Source organism: Brevundimonas sp. UBA2503, from assembly GCF_002341485.1.
Lineage (GTDB): Bacteria > Pseudomonadota > Alphaproteobacteria > Caulobacterales > Caulobacteraceae > Brevundimonas > Brevundimonas halotolerans.
In genome coordinates this window covers 115,323-131,274 of the sequence record NZ_DDOD01000007.1, presented here as the reverse complement: position 1 = coordinate 131,274, position 15,952 = coordinate 115,323, and the positions used below count along the sequence as shown (strand labels likewise).

At 66.2% G+C, this 15,952-nt stretch carries 17 protein-coding genes; 12 read left to right on the top strand and 5 right to left on the bottom strand.

Annotated features, from left to right (window positions below; all coding sequences use genetic code 11):
- Positions 1-128: 128 nt before the first annotated feature.
- On the top strand, positions 129-1,070 hold the full coding sequence (locus tag B4K74_RS02330; protein WP_286691593.1) for a TraB/GumN family protein: 942 nt from the start codon (positions 129-131) through the stop codon (positions 1,068-1,070).
- Here the strand turns inward: B4K74_RS02330 and tldD are convergent.
- The 4 genes from tldD to B4K74_RS02310 are packed head-to-tail and all read right to left on the bottom strand — an operon-like array spanning position 1,067 to position 4,299.
- Positions 1,067-2,506 carry a metalloprotease TldD gene (tldD, locus tag B4K74_RS02325; RefSeq protein WP_286691592.1) on the bottom strand — a complete coding sequence of 480 codons (1,440 nt, stop codon included), beginning with the start codon at positions 2,504-2,506 and terminating at the stop codon, positions 1,067-1,069. The genes B4K74_RS02330 and tldD overlap by 4 nt on opposite strands.
- A 47-nt stretch (positions 2,507-2,553) precedes the next feature.
- Entirely contained in the window at positions 2,554-3,336 is a 783-nt protein-coding gene (locus tag B4K74_RS02320; RefSeq protein WP_286691591.1) for a GIN domain-containing protein, read from the bottom strand.
- Between the two features lie 22 nt (positions 3,337-3,358).
- Entirely contained in the window at positions 3,359-3,928 is a 570-nt protein-coding gene (locus tag B4K74_RS02315; protein ID WP_286691590.1) for a DUF1700 domain-containing protein, read from the bottom strand.
- The gene (locus B4K74_RS02310) at positions 3,925-4,299 is read right to left on the bottom strand and encodes a PadR family transcriptional regulator (RefSeq protein WP_123285749.1); all 375 of its coding nucleotides are present in this window, start codon (positions 4,297-4,299) and stop codon (positions 3,925-3,927) included. Before B4K74_RS02310 ends, B4K74_RS02315 begins: the two co-directional genes overlap by 4 nt.
- 289 nt (positions 4,300-4,588) lie before the next feature.
- Here B4K74_RS02310 and coxB point away from each other — a divergent pair, with 289 nt between their 5' ends.
- The 11 genes from coxB to B4K74_RS02255 all read left to right on the top strand — a co-directional run bounded on the left by coxB (position 4,589) and on the right by B4K74_RS02255 (position 14,666).
- Complete coding sequence (gene coxB / locus B4K74_RS02305) at positions 4,589-5,524, top strand: cytochrome c oxidase subunit II (RefSeq protein ID WP_286691589.1); 936 nt, start codon at positions 4,589-4,591, stop codon at positions 5,522-5,524.
- Between the two features lie 25 nt (positions 5,525-5,549).
- A complete protein-coding gene (ctaD, locus tag B4K74_RS02300) occupies positions 5,550-7,202 on the top strand; it encodes a cytochrome c oxidase subunit I (RefSeq protein WP_123285747.1) in 1,653 nt (550 codons plus the stop codon).
- A gap of 109 nt (positions 7,203-7,311) precedes the next feature.
- Positions 7,312-8,304 carry a heme o synthase gene (cyoE, locus tag B4K74_RS02295; protein ID WP_123285746.1) on the top strand — a complete coding sequence of 331 codons (993 nt, stop codon included), beginning with the start codon at positions 7,312-7,314 and terminating at the stop codon, positions 8,302-8,304.
- Complete coding sequence (locus tag B4K74_RS02290) at positions 8,295-8,495, top strand: hypothetical protein (RefSeq protein ID WP_286691588.1); 201 nt, start codon at positions 8,295-8,297, stop codon at positions 8,493-8,495. Before cyoE ends, B4K74_RS02290 begins: the two co-directional genes overlap by 10 nt.
- Positions 8,492-9,055, top strand: coding sequence for a cytochrome c oxidase assembly protein (locus tag B4K74_RS02285; protein WP_286691587.1), 564 nt, complete (start codon positions 8,492-8,494; stop codon positions 9,053-9,055). Before B4K74_RS02290 ends, B4K74_RS02285 begins: the two co-directional genes overlap by 4 nt.
- A 48-nt stretch (positions 9,056-9,103) precedes the next feature.
- Complete coding sequence (locus tag B4K74_RS02280) at positions 9,104-10,000, top strand: cytochrome c oxidase subunit 3 (RefSeq protein ID WP_286691586.1); 897 nt, start codon at positions 9,104-9,106, stop codon at positions 9,998-10,000.
- Positions 10,001-10,029: 29 nt separating this feature from the next.
- A complete protein-coding gene (locus B4K74_RS02275) occupies positions 10,030-10,431 on the top strand; it encodes a DUF983 domain-containing protein (RefSeq protein WP_286691585.1) in 402 nt (133 codons plus the stop codon).
- A complete protein-coding gene (locus B4K74_RS02270; RefSeq protein ID WP_123285768.1) occupies positions 10,424-11,107 on the top strand; it encodes an SURF1 family protein in 684 nt (227 codons plus the stop codon). Before B4K74_RS02275 ends, B4K74_RS02270 begins: the two co-directional genes overlap by 8 nt.
- Complete coding sequence (locus B4K74_RS02265) at positions 11,038-12,369, top strand: M16 family metallopeptidase (protein WP_414631897.1); 1,332 nt, start codon at positions 11,038-11,040, stop codon at positions 12,367-12,369. Before B4K74_RS02270 ends, B4K74_RS02265 begins: the two co-directional genes overlap by 70 nt.
- Positions 12,370-12,378: 9 nt before the next feature.
- Complete coding sequence (locus B4K74_RS02260) at positions 12,379-13,002, top strand: GNAT family N-acetyltransferase (RefSeq protein ID WP_123285740.1); 624 nt, start codon at positions 12,379-12,381, stop codon at positions 13,000-13,002.
- Between the two features lie 35 nt (positions 13,003-13,037).
- A complete protein-coding gene (locus B4K74_RS02255; protein ID WP_286691639.1) occupies positions 13,038-14,666 on the top strand; it encodes a putative bifunctional diguanylate cyclase/phosphodiesterase in 1,629 nt (542 codons plus the stop codon).
- 3 nt (positions 14,667-14,669) lie between these two features.
- Here the strand turns inward: B4K74_RS02255 and B4K74_RS02250 are convergent, their stop codons facing one another.
- On the bottom strand, positions 14,670-15,908 hold the full coding sequence (locus tag B4K74_RS02250; protein ID WP_286691584.1) for a YihY/virulence factor BrkB family protein: 1,239 nt from the start codon (positions 15,906-15,908) through the stop codon (positions 14,670-14,672).
- Between the last annotated feature and the right edge of the window lie 44 nt (positions 15,909-15,952).

Genomic DNA, 15,952 nt, shown 5'->3' with positions numbered 1-15,952 from the left:
GGTGTCGTCTTTCAAATTGACGCCGGCCAGTTACAAGTTCGATAAGTAGATTAAATCGCTTTCATGACAGGCAATACATGATGTTACTTGGGCGTAATGTTTGGGGCGGCAGGATGGCATGGGCGTCCATGGCGCTGATTGCCTGTGTGTCGGCGGTGGCCATGGCACCCCCGCGCGCCGCAGCGCAGGACGTCGAGACGACGGTGGACGAGATCATCGTCACGGCCCGTCGCTCGGGCGCGCCGATGTGGGAGGTGACCCGGGGCAACGCTACCGTCCTGCTGGTCGGTGCGATCCAGGCGGTGCCCGCCGGCATTGAATGGCGTCCTGATGCTCTTGAGCAGGCCACGCGTCAGGCTCAGCGGGTCTATTTCCCTCAGCAGGCCAATGTCTCGCCGGCCGACATCTTCCGGGTCATCTGGCGGTCACGCACCCTGACCCGCATGCCGGAAGGCAAGACCAGCGCCGACTATCTGTCGCCGGAATGGCAGGCCCGTCTCGACGTGCTCGAGGCGACCTATGATGAGGACTGGTCCCGGGACAGCTTTCTGATTCTGAGCAGCGAACTGCTGTCGGACCGGCTGGGCCTGCGCGATCGTGGAAATCAGGAGGTGGGGGAGGTTGTGCGACGCGCTGCCCGGCGCGGTCGGGTGCCAGTCACCTCCATCGGCAGTGTGCGGGGCGACACCTTGATCGACGACCTGCTGACCCGCCCGCCCGAAACCTGGGTTCCCTGCGTTCAGGCGTCGATTGCGGCCACTGAAGCCGGATCGGGAGCGGTGCAGGCACGAGGGCTGGCCTGGACGCGGTTTGATGTTCCGGCGGTCATGGCGTCGCCCATCGAGGCGGCCATGATGCAATGCTGGCCCTGGGGCGATCCGGCTCTGGGCACCCTGTTGCGTGGGCAGTGGATCAGCGCCGTTGAGGGCGCCCTGCGCGAGCCGGGAGTGACGCTGGCTGTCGCGCCGCTGCGGGTGCTGGCCGAGACGGGCGGGGTGCTCGATGACTTTGAACGGCGTGGCTACGAGATCGTCGGTCCCGACTGGCGGGCCGATCAGGCCGGGGACTAAAGCGCGGTCCCGCCCACCGTCAGGCCGCCGATCTTCAGGCTGGGCTGGCCGATACCGACCGGCACGCCCTGGCCGCCCTTGCCGCAGACACCGACGCCGGGATCAAAGGCAAAGTCGTCGCCGATCATGCTGATGTTGGTCAGAGCCGTGGCGCCATCCCCGATCAGGGTCGCGCCGCGCACGGGGGCGGTGATCCTGCCGTCCTCGATCAGATAGGCCTCGGTGCACTGGAAGACGAATTTGCCATTGGTGATGTCCACCTGGCCGCCGCCGAAGTTCGCGGCATAGAGGCCGCGCCTGGTCGAGGCGATCATGTCAGCGAGGCTGTCCTTGCCGCCCTCCATGAAGGTGTTGGTCATGCGGGGCATGGGCGGGTGGGCAAAGGACTGGCGGCGGGCGTTGCCGGTGGCCCGGGCGCCCAGTTTCCGCGCGCTCAGCCGGTCGTGCATCAGCCCGACCATGATGCCGTCCTCGATCAGCACGGTGCGCGAGGTGGGCGTGCCCTCATCATCGACAGTAAGCGACCCGCGGCGCCCGGCGATCGAGCCGTCATCGACCACAGTCACCCCGGGGGCGGCGACCCGCTTGCCCATCATGCCGGAAAAGACGGAGCTGCCCTTGCGGTGGAAGTCCCCCTCGAAGCCATGGCCGACCGCTTCGTGCAGCAGGACCCCGGGCCAGCCTGCGCCGAGGACCACATCCATTTCGCCCGCCGGGCAATCGACGGCCTCGAGGTTCACGAGCGCCTGACGCAGGGCTTCGTCCACCTGGGCCTGCCAGTGCGCCGGGGCGATCCAGGCGTCTAAACCAGCGCGGCCCCCGGCTCCGGCCGAGGCGCTTTCGCGGCGGCCGTTCTGTTCGACCGTGACCGAGACGTTCAGCCGCACCAGCGGGCGGATGTCGCGCACGCCGCGTCCATCGGCCCGCAGGATCTCGATGTCGCGATGCTCGCCCGCCATCGACACGGATACCTGGACGACACGGGGATCGCGCGTCCGGGCCCAGGCATCGATTTCGGACAGCAGGGCGATCTTGTCCGAGAAGGCGGGCGAGGCCAGCGGGTCAATCGGGGCATAGAGCTGCTGGTTGGTCGACACCGGCGCTTCGGCCTGCACGCCGGTGCGGCCCTGGGTGGCCAGCGAGGCCGTCTCGGCCGCCCGTGCGATCGCGGCCGCGTCGACGACGCTGGAGTGGGCATAGCCTGCGGTCTCGTCCGAAACCACGCGCAGGCCAAAACCCTCATGGGCATCATAGGAGGCCGCCTTCAGCCGACCATCGTCGAAGACCAGCGATTCGGTCTCGGCCCGCTCCAGGAACAGCTCGCCGTCGTCGGCGCCGGTCATGGCACCGGACAGGATCGACCGCGCCGCCTCTGGCGACAGGTCGGCAGCCTCAAGGAGAGAGGGCGAAAGGGCGGGGGAGGAGGACTGGGTCATGCCCCTATCTAGGCACGCCGTGCGCCCGCGTCACCCGCCCGGTCCGCTCAGGGCTGACGAATGTCGCCCGAGCCGGACACCCGGCTGTCGAGGCTTTCCGGACGGCGGGTCAGGGTGACGTCGCCCGAGCCGGAGATGGCCACGGCGGCGCGCCCGGTGGGGCCCAGCCGCGCCTCGCCCGAGCCGGAGACCGTCACGTCTGCGTCGGCCAGCTCGAGAGCCTCCAGATCGACCTCGCCCGAGCCCGAGATATCGAGGGTCAGGGCGCGCGTGCGACCCTCGGCCTCGATTTCCCCCGATCCCGAGATGCCGAGGTCCATCTGGTCCTGATCGTAGGCGCGGATGTCCATATGACCCGAGCCGTTGAGGCGGAAGCGGGTGACGTCCGGCGCGGTCACCACCACGCGCAGCCGGTCGCGGGGGCTCCAGGCGCGGAGGCCTCCGTCGCCCCAGTTGACGTAGACCTGGTCCTCGCCGTCCTTCAGGCGAATGCGGCCCTGGGTGATCTCGACCCGGTCGACCAGCTCCTGGGTGCCGGTGACGGTGACGCCCGCAGTCCCGCCCTGGACATATTCAACGTCGCCGCCGAAATCCATGACGAGGGTGTCTGTCCCGTCCCAGGTCAGGGTGCGGGTGACCTCGGGGCCGGCATCGCGGCCGTCGCTGTTCTGGACCCGCTCGAAACGGACGGACTCGCCGTGACCGTCCCCGAGGGTCCAGATCCAGTTGTTGTTGGCCAGATCGCGTCCGCCGAGGGCGAATGCTCCCCCCAGGCAGATAAGGGTCAGAACCAGCCCGGCGGCGGCAATGATCAGGGATGTGCGGATCATGATGTTTCTCCGGGAAAAGGGGTCAGGCGACCTGCGGCTCAAGCGCGGGCTTGAGCAGGCGATAATGAAGGCGGGCGAACCAGACGACGCCGTTGACCAGCCAGATGGTCAGCACGGTCAGCAGGGCGGCGCCCGTGACGGACGCAGCCATCAGGCCCAGTCCGGCGAGGATGGCGGCCAGGGGACCGCCGGGGGCTCCGGCGATGGGGCCTGCCACCATGAGGATGACTCCCGCGATGAAGGTGCCCAGCGCGGCGGCATAGCCGCCCAGAAGGACGCCGACGATGCTCATCAGCAGCGGCAGCAGGATCAGAATGTCGATGGCGCCCAGTCCCAGCACCGCGAGAATGGCGGCCGTGGCAGATGAGGGGTTCTGTTCCTGATGCCAGCGGCGGATACCGGCCTCGGCCTTCAGCTCGCGGGCGAGGCGGTCCGGATTACCGAGGGCTGCGGCCACCTCGGCCTCGCTGCGGCCCTCAGCCAGACCGTCATCGAAATGGGCCTCATAGTCGTTGAGGACTTCGGCGGCGGCGCTGGTCGGCATGCCGACCAGACCCTTCTTGAGCCGGGACATGAATTCGGCGCGTGTCATTGGGCAGCTCCCCCCTCTTGCGTGTCTGTGGTGGCGGGCACGGGCGTGTCCGCCTCGGTGATCAGGTCATCGACGGCCTTGGCAAAGCGGCGCCATTCGCGGCCCTGGTCTTCCAGGGCGCGTCGGCCGGCATCGGTCAGGCGGTAGTATTTACGCGAAGGGCCGGCGGGTGATTCGACCAGATAGGTCTCGACCCAGCCATCCGTCTGCATGCGGCGCATCAGGGGATAGATGGTGCCTTCGCCCATATCGATCGCATCGGACAGGCGACTGGCGATCTCGTAGGCGTAGCTGTCATCACGGGCCAGAAGGGCCAGGACGCACAGGCCCAGCACCCCCTTCTTCAGCTGTATTTCAATCGGCTCGGGCAAATCGGCCTCCTTTGATGACCCATTCTCTATCGCAAGCTATTGGGTGATGCAAGGTAGCTTGCGAAACATGACGACGATTTAATTTCCGGGTGCGGCGTCATGGAGCGGCATTGATGACCCTCCATCGCTTGGCAAGCGCGAAGCGGGGGGATAAGGACCGGCCATCACACTACGCCCGAGGGGCCGGGTGCGTCTGCGATCCGTTCGCAGATCGCTCGTAGGAAAGACTGAGATGAGGACGTCTGCGATGGCATCGGGCATTCGCGCCCTTAAGGCAGCCACGGCGGCAATGACCGCTTCGATTGGTGCCACGATCATGGTGGGGGCCTCGGCCATGCCCGCCATGGCCCAGGATCTGCTGCTGGGCCAACCGACACCGGGGGCCAAGGGTATTCCCCTTCAGCCCGCTGCGTCCGAGCTCAAGCACGACGCCATCTGGTTCCACGACGTGATCCTGATGCCGGTCATCACGATCATCAGCCTGTTCGTACTGGGCCTGCTGATCTGGGTGGCAATCCGCTACAACAAGAAGGCCAATCCGGTCCCGGCCAAGTGGAGCCACAACACCCTGATCGAGGTGATCTGGACCATCCTGCCCGTCGTGATCCTGCTGGTGATCGCGATCTTCTCGTTCCGGCTGCTGTACAAGTATGAGGCCATGCCCGAGCCGGACCTGACCGTGAAGGTCACCGGCAACCAGTGGAACTGGGGCTATGAATACCCCGACCAGGCTGTCCCCGAGTATATCTCGAACATGCTGCCGGAAGACGAGGCCCAGGCCCGCAACGTGCCGTATCGTCTGGCTGCAGACGAGGCCATGGTCGTGCCGGTCGGCAAGACGGTGCGTCTGCTGATCACGGCGTCGGATGTCATTCACTCGGTCGCCCTGCCGGCCTTTGGCCTGAAGACCGACGCCGTCCCGGGCCGCACGAATGAGACCTGGTTCAACGCGGAGCGCACCGGCGTCTACTACGGCCAGTGCTCAGAGCTGTGCGGCGTCGACCATGCCTTCATGCCCATCGAAATCCGCGTGGTGACCGAAGCCGAGTTCGCCGCCTGGGTCGCCTCCAAGGGCGGTTCCATGACGGCTGCTGCGGACGCCGAGGCTGCTGCTGCGGCTGAAGCCGCCGCCGCTGAGGTCGCTCCGGCCGCCGAAGCGACAACCGATACGGCGGCTGATGCCGCCACCTCCGAACCGGCGGCAACGCCCGCCGCCGCCCAATAAGTTACGCGAGAGCCCCGAAACGACCATGGCCACCGCACACGCCGCCCACGACGATCACGACCACAAGCCCGGGTTCTTCACCCGCTGGTTCCTGTCGACCAATCACAAGGACATCGGCACCCTGTATCTGCTGTTCGCCATCATGGCGGGCATCGTCGGCGGCGCCCTTTCGGGCCTGATCCGCTGGGAACTGGCCGAGCCGGGCATGCAGGTGTTCGTGCAGGGCGGTCTGATCGAGCAGCTGGGTCTCGTTGAGGCGTCCAAGCACGGCTATAACGTCACCGTGACGGCCCACGCCCTGATCATGATCTTCTTCATGGTCATGCCCGCCATGATCGGCGGCTTCGGCAACTGGTTCGTGCCCATCATGATCGGTGCGCCGGACATGGCCTTCCCGCGCATGAACAACATTTCGTTCTGGCTGCTGGTCGCGGCCTGGATCCTGCTGTGCATGTCGATGTTCGTCGACGGTGGCCCGGGCAAGGGCTTCGGCGGGGGCTGGACCATCTATCCGCCGCTGTCGACCATGGGCCACACCGGCCCGGCCATGGATCTGGCGATCTTCTCCCTGCACGTCGCGGGCGCCAGCTCGATCCTCGGCGCCATCAACTTCATCACCACCATCTTCAACATGCGCGCGCCGGGCATGACCCTGCACCGCATGCCGCTGTTCGCCTGGTCGGTGCTGATCACTGCCTTCCTGCTGCTGCTGTCGCTGCCGGTTCTGGCGGGCGCCATCACCATGCTGCTGACCGACCGCAACTTCGGCACCAGCTTCTTTGATCCCGCCGGCGGTGGTGATCCGGTGATGTTCCAGCACCTGTTCTGGTTCTTCGGCCACCCCGAGGTCTACATCCTGATCCTGCCGGGCTTCGGCATCATCAGCCACATCGTCTCGACCTTCTCGAAGAAGCCCGTGTTCGGCTATCTGGCCATGGCCTACGCCATGGTGGCCATCGGCTTCATCGGCTTCGTCGTGTGGGCCCACCACATGTACACCGTCGGCATGACCGTGAACCTGCGGGCCTATTTCATCGCCGCGACCATGGTCATCGCTGTTCCAACCGGGGTGAAGATATTCAGCTGGATCGCGACCATGTGGGGCGGGTCCATCGACTTCAAGACGCCCATGCTGTGGGCCGTCGGCTTCATCTTCCTGTTCACCATCGGCGGCGTGACCGGCGTGGTGCTGGCCAATGCCGGCATCGACTACAGCTTCCACGACACCTATTACGTCGTCGCCCACTTCCACTATGTGCTGTCGCTGGGCGCCGTGTTCGCTATCTTCGCGGGCTTCTACTACTGGTTCGAGAAGATGTTCGGCGTGAAGTACAATGAGTTCCTGGGCGCGCTGCACTTCTGGATCATGTTCGTCGGCGTGAATGTGATCTTCTTCCCGCAGCACTTCCTCGGCCTGCAGGGCATGCCGCGTCGCTACATCGACTATCCGGAGGCCTATACCTTCTGGAACCAGGTGTCGTCGTGGGGCTATGTGATCACCGTGGTCGGCGTCGTGGTCTTCCTGATCGTGCTGATCGAGGCCGCCATCCGTCGTCGCCCGGGCGTTGCCAATCCGTGGGGCGAAGGCGCCACGACCCTGGAATGGACCCTGTCCTCGCCGCCGCCGCATCACCAGTTCAATGAGCTGCCGGTGGTCAAGGACGAGAAACACCACTGACCCGAGGGCGCATCCGCGCCGGACGGCCTGATCCGAAGTCCCCGGGACCGTCCCTTCCTTGTGAAGGGACGGTCCTGACCTTTCATAGAACGACACGGTCTCCCGACCCATGACCGACACGCGGCCCAGACTGTCGACTGCCCAGCCCGGTGACTATTTCCAGCTGCTGAAGCCGCGAGTCATGTCGCTTGTCATCTTCACGGCGGTGACGGGCCTGGTCGTTGCACCAGGTCAGCTGAATCCGCTGGTCGCCGCCATCGCCATCCTGTGCATTGCGGTCGGCGCCGGCGCCGCCGGGGCCCTCAATATGGGGCTGGAGGGTGAGACCGATGCCCTGATGAAGCGCACCCGGGGTCGGCCCGTCGCCGCCGGTCGCGTCAACAAGAACGACGCCCTGGCCTATGGCGCGGTCCTGTCGCTGTTCTCGGTCATGCTGCTGGGCATGAACACCAACTGGTTCGCGGCCGGCTTGCTGGCGCTGACCATCGTCTATTACGCCGGCTTCTACACCCTGATGCTCAAACGCCGGACGCCGCAGAACATCGTCATTGGCGGGGCGGCCGGAGCATTCCCTCCGGTGATCGGCTGGGCCGCCGTGACCGGCGATGCGCCTTGGCAGGCCTGGCTGCTGTTCCTGATCATCTTTCTGTGGACGCCGCCGCACAGCTGGGCGCTGGCCCTCTATTCGGCCGGTGACTATGCGCGGGCGGGAATTCCCATGATGCCGGTGGCGCGGGGGGCGAAGTCGACCCGCCTGCAGATCCTGCTCTACAGTCTGGTTCTGGTGCCGGTCGCCATCCTGCCGGGCGTGACGGACCTCGGGGGAGCGATCTATCTGGGTGTGTCGCTGATCGGCGGCCTGCTGTTCCTGCTGCTGGCCTTTCGCCTGTGGCGCAGCCGGGCGGGGGATCAGCCCGAGGCCGACCGAACCCACGGCGGTCCGGCTGTGGGACGAGAGGCCGCATTGTATGATGTGCGGATTGACGCCAAACCGGCACGCAACCTGTTCGCCTATTCGATCCTGTATCTGATGCTGCTGTTCCTGGCGCTCCTGCTCGAGAACCTGCCTGCATCCACACTGGTATGCCCCTCATGCGCCTGACCGATGATGAACTGATCGCCCGCAAGCGCCGCAATCTGTGGATCGCGCTGGGACTGGTCGCCTTCATGGTGCTGGTCTTTCTGACGACCTTTCTGCGCCTGAAGCAGAACATCGCTGACTCGTCAGCCGCAAGAGCTGTCGCCGAGGCCCCGGCCCAGCCGACAGGCCCCGGTAGCAAGGGCGCCTCATGAATCGCAAGAATCTGATCGCCCTGATCTGTGGCGGTGTGGTCATGCTGATGACCGGTGCCGCGTTTGCCGCCGTGCCGCTCTATCAGCTGTTCTGTCAGGTGACCGGCTTTGACGGCACGGTGCGCAAGGCCGACAAGGCCCCGGACGTCGTGCTGGACGAGACGGTGCTGGTGCGCTTCGACACCAATGTCCGCAACCTGCCGATGACATTCGAGGCCGAGCAGCTGCAGCAGCGCGTGCGAATCGGCGAGACGGGCATGGCCTATTTCGAGGTGACCAACACCTCCGATCAGCCGATCGGCGCCACGGCCGCCTATAATGTCGTGCCCGAGCGGGCCGGGGCCTATTTCCAGAAGCTGCAATGCTTCTGTTTTGACGGTCAGGTCATCCCCGCCGGCGAGACGATGCGCTTTCCGGTGCAGTATTTCGTGGCCCCCGAACTGGCCACCGATCCCGAAGGCAGGGGCGTGACCCAGATCACGCTCAGCTATACGTTCTACCCGACCAAGGATTTTGACCCCGCTTCGGTGACGGCAAACTCTGGCGCGTCGGGATCGTGAGCGCTATAGGGCCAATCACGAGTCTATCCGAGAGCAAGAGACCCCAGAATGGCTGACGCGCACGCCGCTCCTCATCACGACTATCACCTGGTCAATCCCAGCCCGTGGCCGCTGGTCGCCTCGATCGCCGTCACGGTGATGATGGTCGGCGCGGTTGCCTGGATGAAGGGCGTCTTTGGTCTTGAGGCCGGGACCCAGTGGCTGTTCTTCGCCGGTCTGGCGGGCGTGCTCTATTCCATGTTCGGCTGGTGGAGCGACGTGATCAAGGAAAGCCGTCAGGGCGATCACACGCCGGTCGTCTCGATCGGCCTGCGCTACGGCATGGTGCTGTTCATCGCGTCGGAAATCATGTTCTTCGCGGCCTTCTTCTGGATGTTCTTCGAAATGTCAGTCTACAACGAGGCGCGCGCACACATCCCGGCGATCAGCTTCTGGACCGACACGGCCACCGCGTGGACCAATGCCGATGGTACGAGCCTGTGGCCGCCCAAGGGCGTCGAGGTGCTGGATGCCTGGCAACTGCCGCTGCTGAACACCGTCATCCTGCTGCTGAGCGGTACGACGGTCACCTGGGCGCACCACGCGCTGCAGGTCGGTGACCGCAAGGGCGCCAAGCTGGGCCTGCTGATCACGGTTCTTCTGGGGGTGCTGTTCACCGGCGTTCAGGCGTACGAATATTACCACATCATCCACGAGAACCTGTTCTTCAACGAGGAAGCGGTGAACTCGGGCCTGTACGGTTCGATCTTCTTCATGGCGACCGGCTTCCACGGGTTCCACGTGCTGATCGGCACGATCTTCCTGGCCGTCTGCCTGCTGCGGCTGATGGCGGGCCAGATGTCGCCGAAGAAGCATTTCGGCTTTGAGGCCGCGGCCTGGTACTGGCACTTCGTCGATGTGGTCTGGCTGTTCCTGTTTGCCTTCGTCTACGTCATCTTCGGGTGATCAACGGGCCCACAGGGATCGATCCCAAGTTGGCGCGGGATGAACAGTCCCGCGCCTCTTTGCTTGATGGGGGCGGGCGGATCAACCCGATCCGCGCCGGTTTGCTTTGCCGGTGCCCGGCCTGCGGCGAGGGCAAACTGTTCGCCGGCTTTCTCAAGGTGGTGGATTGCTGCGCGGTCTGCGGCACCGACTTCACCCGGCTGAACACCGGCGATGGAGCATCCGTCTTCATCATGCAGATCTCGGGCGGCATCTCGGCGTTTCTCGCGCTGGGCCTGCAGATCGCCTTTGCGCCCCCGCTGTGGGTGTTGCTGATCGTGGCGGTGCCGCTGGTTCTGGCCCTGTCCTTCGGCTTGATGCGTCCGGGCAAGGGGCTGATGATTGCCCTGCAGATCCGCGATCGCCACCATGGAGTCGCGCCCCATGTCTGAACACAGGACGGCCCGCTTTCCCTGGGGGCTGACCATCGTCTCGCTTCTGGCTTTCGTCCTGCTCGTGTCGCTGGGCGTGTGGCAGGTTCAGCGCCTTCAGTGGAAGCAGGGCCTGATCGCTCGCGCCGAGGCCGCTGCCGACCTGCCGCCGGTGTCTCTGGAGGCCCTCGCGCAGATGCCGGATCCGGAGTTCCGCACGGCCGTGCTCGTCTGTGATTTCCAGAACGGCCGGTGGGTAGAGCTTCAATCCATCCAGGACGGAGAGGTGGGCGTGCGTCTGATCTCCAGCTGTGACGGCTGGCTGGTCGACCTGGGCTTTGTGCCCGAAACGGTGAGCGCCCGCCCGGCGCAACAGCCCGCTGCCATCCCCGCCATCACCGCCCAGGCCCGGCGGGTGGAAGTGCCCGGCGCCTTTGCCCCGCCGCCGGAGGGTAACCGCTTCTACGCCCGCGACACCGAGGCCATGAGCCGGGCGCTGGGCGTCGAGGGCCCGGTGCCTCCCTATGTGCTGTTTGCCACCGGCTCGGCATGGCCGGGTTGGGAGGCACTGCAACCCTCCGCCCCTCCCGCCGCGTTTTCAAATAACCATCTGGGCTATGCCCTGACCTGGTTCGGCCTGGCGCTTGCGCTGGCCGGATTCTACATCGCTCTGCTCCGCCGGAAGCTGACATCCTGACCCTGAAATCCCACACCCTGCCGAATGGCGTCCGCGTCGTCTGCGATCCAATTCCGGGTCTGCAGACCGTGGCTGTCTGCGTGGCCATCGCCGCCGGCGCGCGGCACGAAAGCCCCGAGCATTCCGGCTGGTCCCATTTCCTGGAGCACATGGTGTTCAAGGGGGCGGGCGACATGTCGGCCCGCGAGATTGTCGAGCGGATCGAGGCCGGGGGCGGCTCGATCAATGCCTCGACCGGCTATGAGCGGACCGTCTTCGAGGTCCGGGCCATGGCGGACGGGCTGGAGACCGCACTTCAGGTGATCTCCGACCTGATCTTCCGCCCGGTGTTCGATTCGGATGAGGTCGAACGCGAAAAGGACGTCGTCGCTCAGGAAATCGCCGAGGCGTTTGATACCCCCGACGACCACGTCTTCGAAATGGCGCAGTCGCGGGCGTTCGAGGGCCAGCCTCTGGGACGCGCCATCCTCGGTCAGGTTGAGACGCTGGCCCCCATCGACCGCGAAGCCATCCGGGCCTTCCGTGCGGACATGTACCGGCCTGACCGGATCGTGGTGTCCGTATCGGGGAATGTCGATGAGGCGCGGCTTCTGGCCCTGGTCGAGCGCGGCTTTATGGAAGGCGCCGCCCGCGCGGCGTCGCCTGTGCCGTCCGGGGCGTTCATGGGCGGTGAGGCGCGGCTGGCTCGTCGGATCGAGCAGGCGAATCTGGTCTTCCTGCTTCCGGGCCTCAGCCATACCGACCCGCGCCGGCCCGCGCTGAGGCTGGGCGTCGAGATTCTGGGGGGTGGCATGGCCTCGCGCCTGTTCCAGACCGCCCGGGAAGAGCGGGGACTGGCCTATGCCATCGACGCCTACCACGAGAGCTATGCCGACTGCGGCCTGCTGGGCATCTATGCGGGCTCCGCTGCCGACCGGGCGGCTGAACTGGCCCAGGTCTGTGGCGAGACGATCCGAGCGCTGGTGACCGACGGACCGACCGACCGTGAACTGGACCGGGCCCGCGCCGTCGCCCGGGCCGGCATCCGCATGGCGGACGAAAGCCCGGTGGCGCGCGCCGGGCGACTGGCAACCCAGTCGCTGATCTTCGGCCATCCGGTCAGCAGCGACGCCATGGTGGACGAGGTCATGTCCCAGAGCCGCGAGGATGTGCGGCAGGCGCTGGCGAGCTGCCTGGCACCCGGCCTGACGGCCACGGCGGTGCTGGGGCCGCGTGCTGGCCTGTCGGCGGGCCTTCTGTTCGGGACCGCCCTGACAGGGTAAGCCTGACGGATGGCTATACTGGACTGGATCAGCGAGCGGTCTGGCCCGACGCTTCAGTCGGAGGGGGTTGTGCTGCGTCCGCCGCGTTCGGCGGACTATGAAGCCTGGGCCGCGCTCCGGGCGGTGTCACAGGCCTATCTGGCGCCCTTTGAGCCCGCCTGGCCCGAAGACGATCTGACCCGACCCGCCTTTCGAAGGCGTCTGGCTCTTTACGGTCGAGAGATGGACCTCGGCACGGCCTGGCCGTTCTTTGTGTTCGAAGCCTCCAGCGGCCAGCTGGCCGGTGCGGTCACCCTGTCCCACATCCGCCGAGGCGTCAGCGAGGCCGGGACCCTCGGCTACTGGATCGGCCAACCCCATGCCGGGAAGGGCTATTGCACGGCTGCGGTCCGGGGCATGGTCGCCTTTGCGTTCGACACGCTGAACCTCCACCGGGTCGAGGCGGCCTGCGTGCCGTGGAACGTCGCCTCGCGCCGGGTCCTGGAAAAAGCCGGGTTTGAGTCCGAAGGAATGGCCCGGGCTTATCTCAAAATTAACGGCGCATGGGCAGATCATCTTCTGTTCGGACGTGTCGATGATCGACACGAGGATGGCGCTGGCAAAGCGCCGGGTGAGGATCGTTCAGGCGGGTGAGTACGCGGCAATCAGCCCTGGCCTGGGATGCCTCGATGGCCATCGAGGCGCTGGCAGCGGCTGACTCGGCCCTGTGGGTCTGGACCCCATCCGAGGACCGCTTGCGCGTGACCGGGGCCAGCCGACCGCTGGGACTGGGCCCGCTGGCCCCCGAATGTTCCGGCGCCGCCTTTGCCGCAGTGGCCATGCCGCAGGACCGGGCATTGGCAGAGGCCCTGCTCAAGCCCCAGGCGGAAGGCACCGAAATCGCCGTGCGTCTGCGCATGCGGGATCATCCGACCTGTCTGTGGCGCGGCGTCTGGCTGGAAGACGGTCTGCGGGCCGCAGGTGTGGTCGCGCTGGAGACAACCTTTGCCGGATCGGACCGGGATCCGCTGACCGGATTGCTGGACCGGCGGTCCTTCCTCGCGCGGGTCGGCGAGACCCTGACGCGGACCGGAGACTATGAGTTGGTGGTCGCCGATGTGGATCGCCTGCGTCGTCTCAACGAGGCGCTGGGCCATGAGCGGGTGGATCGGGTGCTGTCTGCCCTGGGCTCCCGTCTGGCAGCAGCTTTCTCGGGCGACGACCTGCCTGCCCGGATCGGCGAGGATGAGTTCGCGGTTCTGGTTCGCAAGGGCACCGGCCATGTCCCGGGCCGCCTGCGTCAGGCGCTGGAACAGCCGCTGCGGGTCGCCGGCTTTGACATCTATCCGACGGTCTCGATCGGGGCCGTGACGGCTGAGGGCGGGCCCGATGCCCCGGATCCCGGCGAACTGCTGCGTAGGGTTGAGCTAGCGGTCGAGCAGGCCAAGTCGGCTGGCCGCGGCGGCGCTGCCGCCTATGGTCGGGCGTTGGAAACCGACAGCCTGTCGCGACTGGCGCTGGAGTCTGACCTGCGCAATGCCTTTGTGCGCGGCGAGATCGAGGCCTTTTATCAACCCATCGTGAATCTCAAGACCGGCGCCGTGGCCGGGTTTGAGGCTCTGTGTCGTTGGCGCCACCCCAAGCGGGGGCTGGTCCCGCCCGACGAATTCCTGACCCTGACCGACGAAATGGGTCTGATGAACGAGCTGGGTCTGCTGATGATGACCCAAGCCGCGCGCCAGCTGGCCGAATGGCTGAAACGCCACCCGCTGGCCGGCAAGCTGTTCTGCAGCGTCAATCTGTCGGTCGGCGAGATCGAGCGCCCCAATCTGGTCGAGGACGTGGCCCGTATCATCGAAGAGACTGGCCTGCCCCGCGGTGCGCTGAAGCTGGAGGTCACCGAAGGTGACATCATGCGCGACACGGCCAGTGCCGCGGTGGTGCTGGCGCGCCTGAAAGAGGTCGGGGCCTCGCTGGCGCTGGACGACTTCGGCACCGGCTTCTCGTCACTCAGCTATCTGGCGCGTCTGCCGTTCGATACGCTCAAGATCGACCGCTATTTCGTGCTGACCATGGATCGGGACGAGGGCTCGGCCAAGATCGTGCGCTCGGTCGTCAATCTCGGGCGTGACCTGTCGCTGGAGGTCGTGGCCGAGGGCGTCGAGAACGCCGGACTGGCAGCGCTTCTGCTGCAGGACAATTGTCACTACGGGCAGGGCTTCGGCTATGCCCCGGCCCTGCCTGCGCAGGAAGCCGAGGTTTACCTGAACGAGTCCCTGTCCGATGGGGCCGCCCCCATCCGCGCCCGCTCGGCCTGAGGTCTAGCTCTTCCGGGCACGCTTGCGATTGCGCCGGCGCAGCAGTCGGTCGGATATCGCCTCAGCGTGTTTGAGCGTGAAGTTTAGCGCGGCGGGGCTGCCGCGTTTGGCGCCCACACTGTCGGCGACGATGGCGCCACGCTCGCCGATCGGCTCCGGCTCGCCAACGGTCGTGTCGACGGCCGTCTGGTGCTCGATCTCGGCGTTCAGCTCGGCGCCCATCAGGATGATCTGCACGGTCAGCCAGGTCCACAGCAGGAAACCCATCATAGCCGCCAGCGGGCCAAAGCTGTCAGTCCTCACGAAATTCTGCAGATACCAGCTGAACACAGCCGACAAGCCCAGACTGAGGGTGGCCGCCATCACGGCGCCGGGCGTCAGCCAACGCCAACGCGCCCGCGCCCGGCAGGGGCCATGCCTGTAGATGACCGTCAGCGCCGTAATGTAGACAACATAGAGCACGAGCCAACGCAGGGGAGCCAGGGGCTCCAGATGGGTGGCGAGACCCAGGGGCCCCAGAACCAGCGGCACCCCGACCACCAGGGCTGCGGTCACCAGAACCGCCGCCAGACCCGCCAGGGTGAACCCCATGCACAACAGATTATAGTGGACGACATTGCGTCGCTCGACCTCGTGATAGGCGATGTTCAGCCCGTAGAAGAGCGTCTTGATGCCGTTGTTGGCGACCCAAAGCGACAGGGCCAATGTGCCGATCAGCGTCACCGTCAGGCGCGGCCGGGAGTCCTCGGCCAGCCTCTGCATCTCACCGCCGATGAACTGCGCCACGCCGGAGGGCAGGACGGAATAGAGGAAGCGCAATCTTCCCCAGGCGTCCTCGGGGTCCGCGAACAGGCCATAGACAGTGACGATGGTAGCCAGCGTCGGAAACAGGGCCAGCAGCACAAAGAAGGTGACTCCGCCCGAAACGAATCCGACCCGGTCCCCGAAATAGCTGGCGCCGGTGCGCCACAGGATGTCGGTCCAGCCCTTACGCGGTATCTGGCCGGGCTTTTGCGCCACCCTTCCGCGCCCGGGCTCCCGGGCCTCATAGTCCTCGGGCGTCGGGGGCAGAGGTTCGGCGGGCTCGGGGCGGTAGTGGCGCAAATCAACGCCGACCTTGTGGCCTTTTCGATGCAGGAGGTGCGCGGCACCGGCTCCCGCGGCCAGACCGCCGAACAGGGCCGCCGCCAGCCCGACCAGCGGGCCGCCCATGCCGGGCGGTTTCGAGGAGGATGACGCCATGGTCCGCTAACGGCCAAGCTGGCCCGCCGTTCCGCTTGAATTTT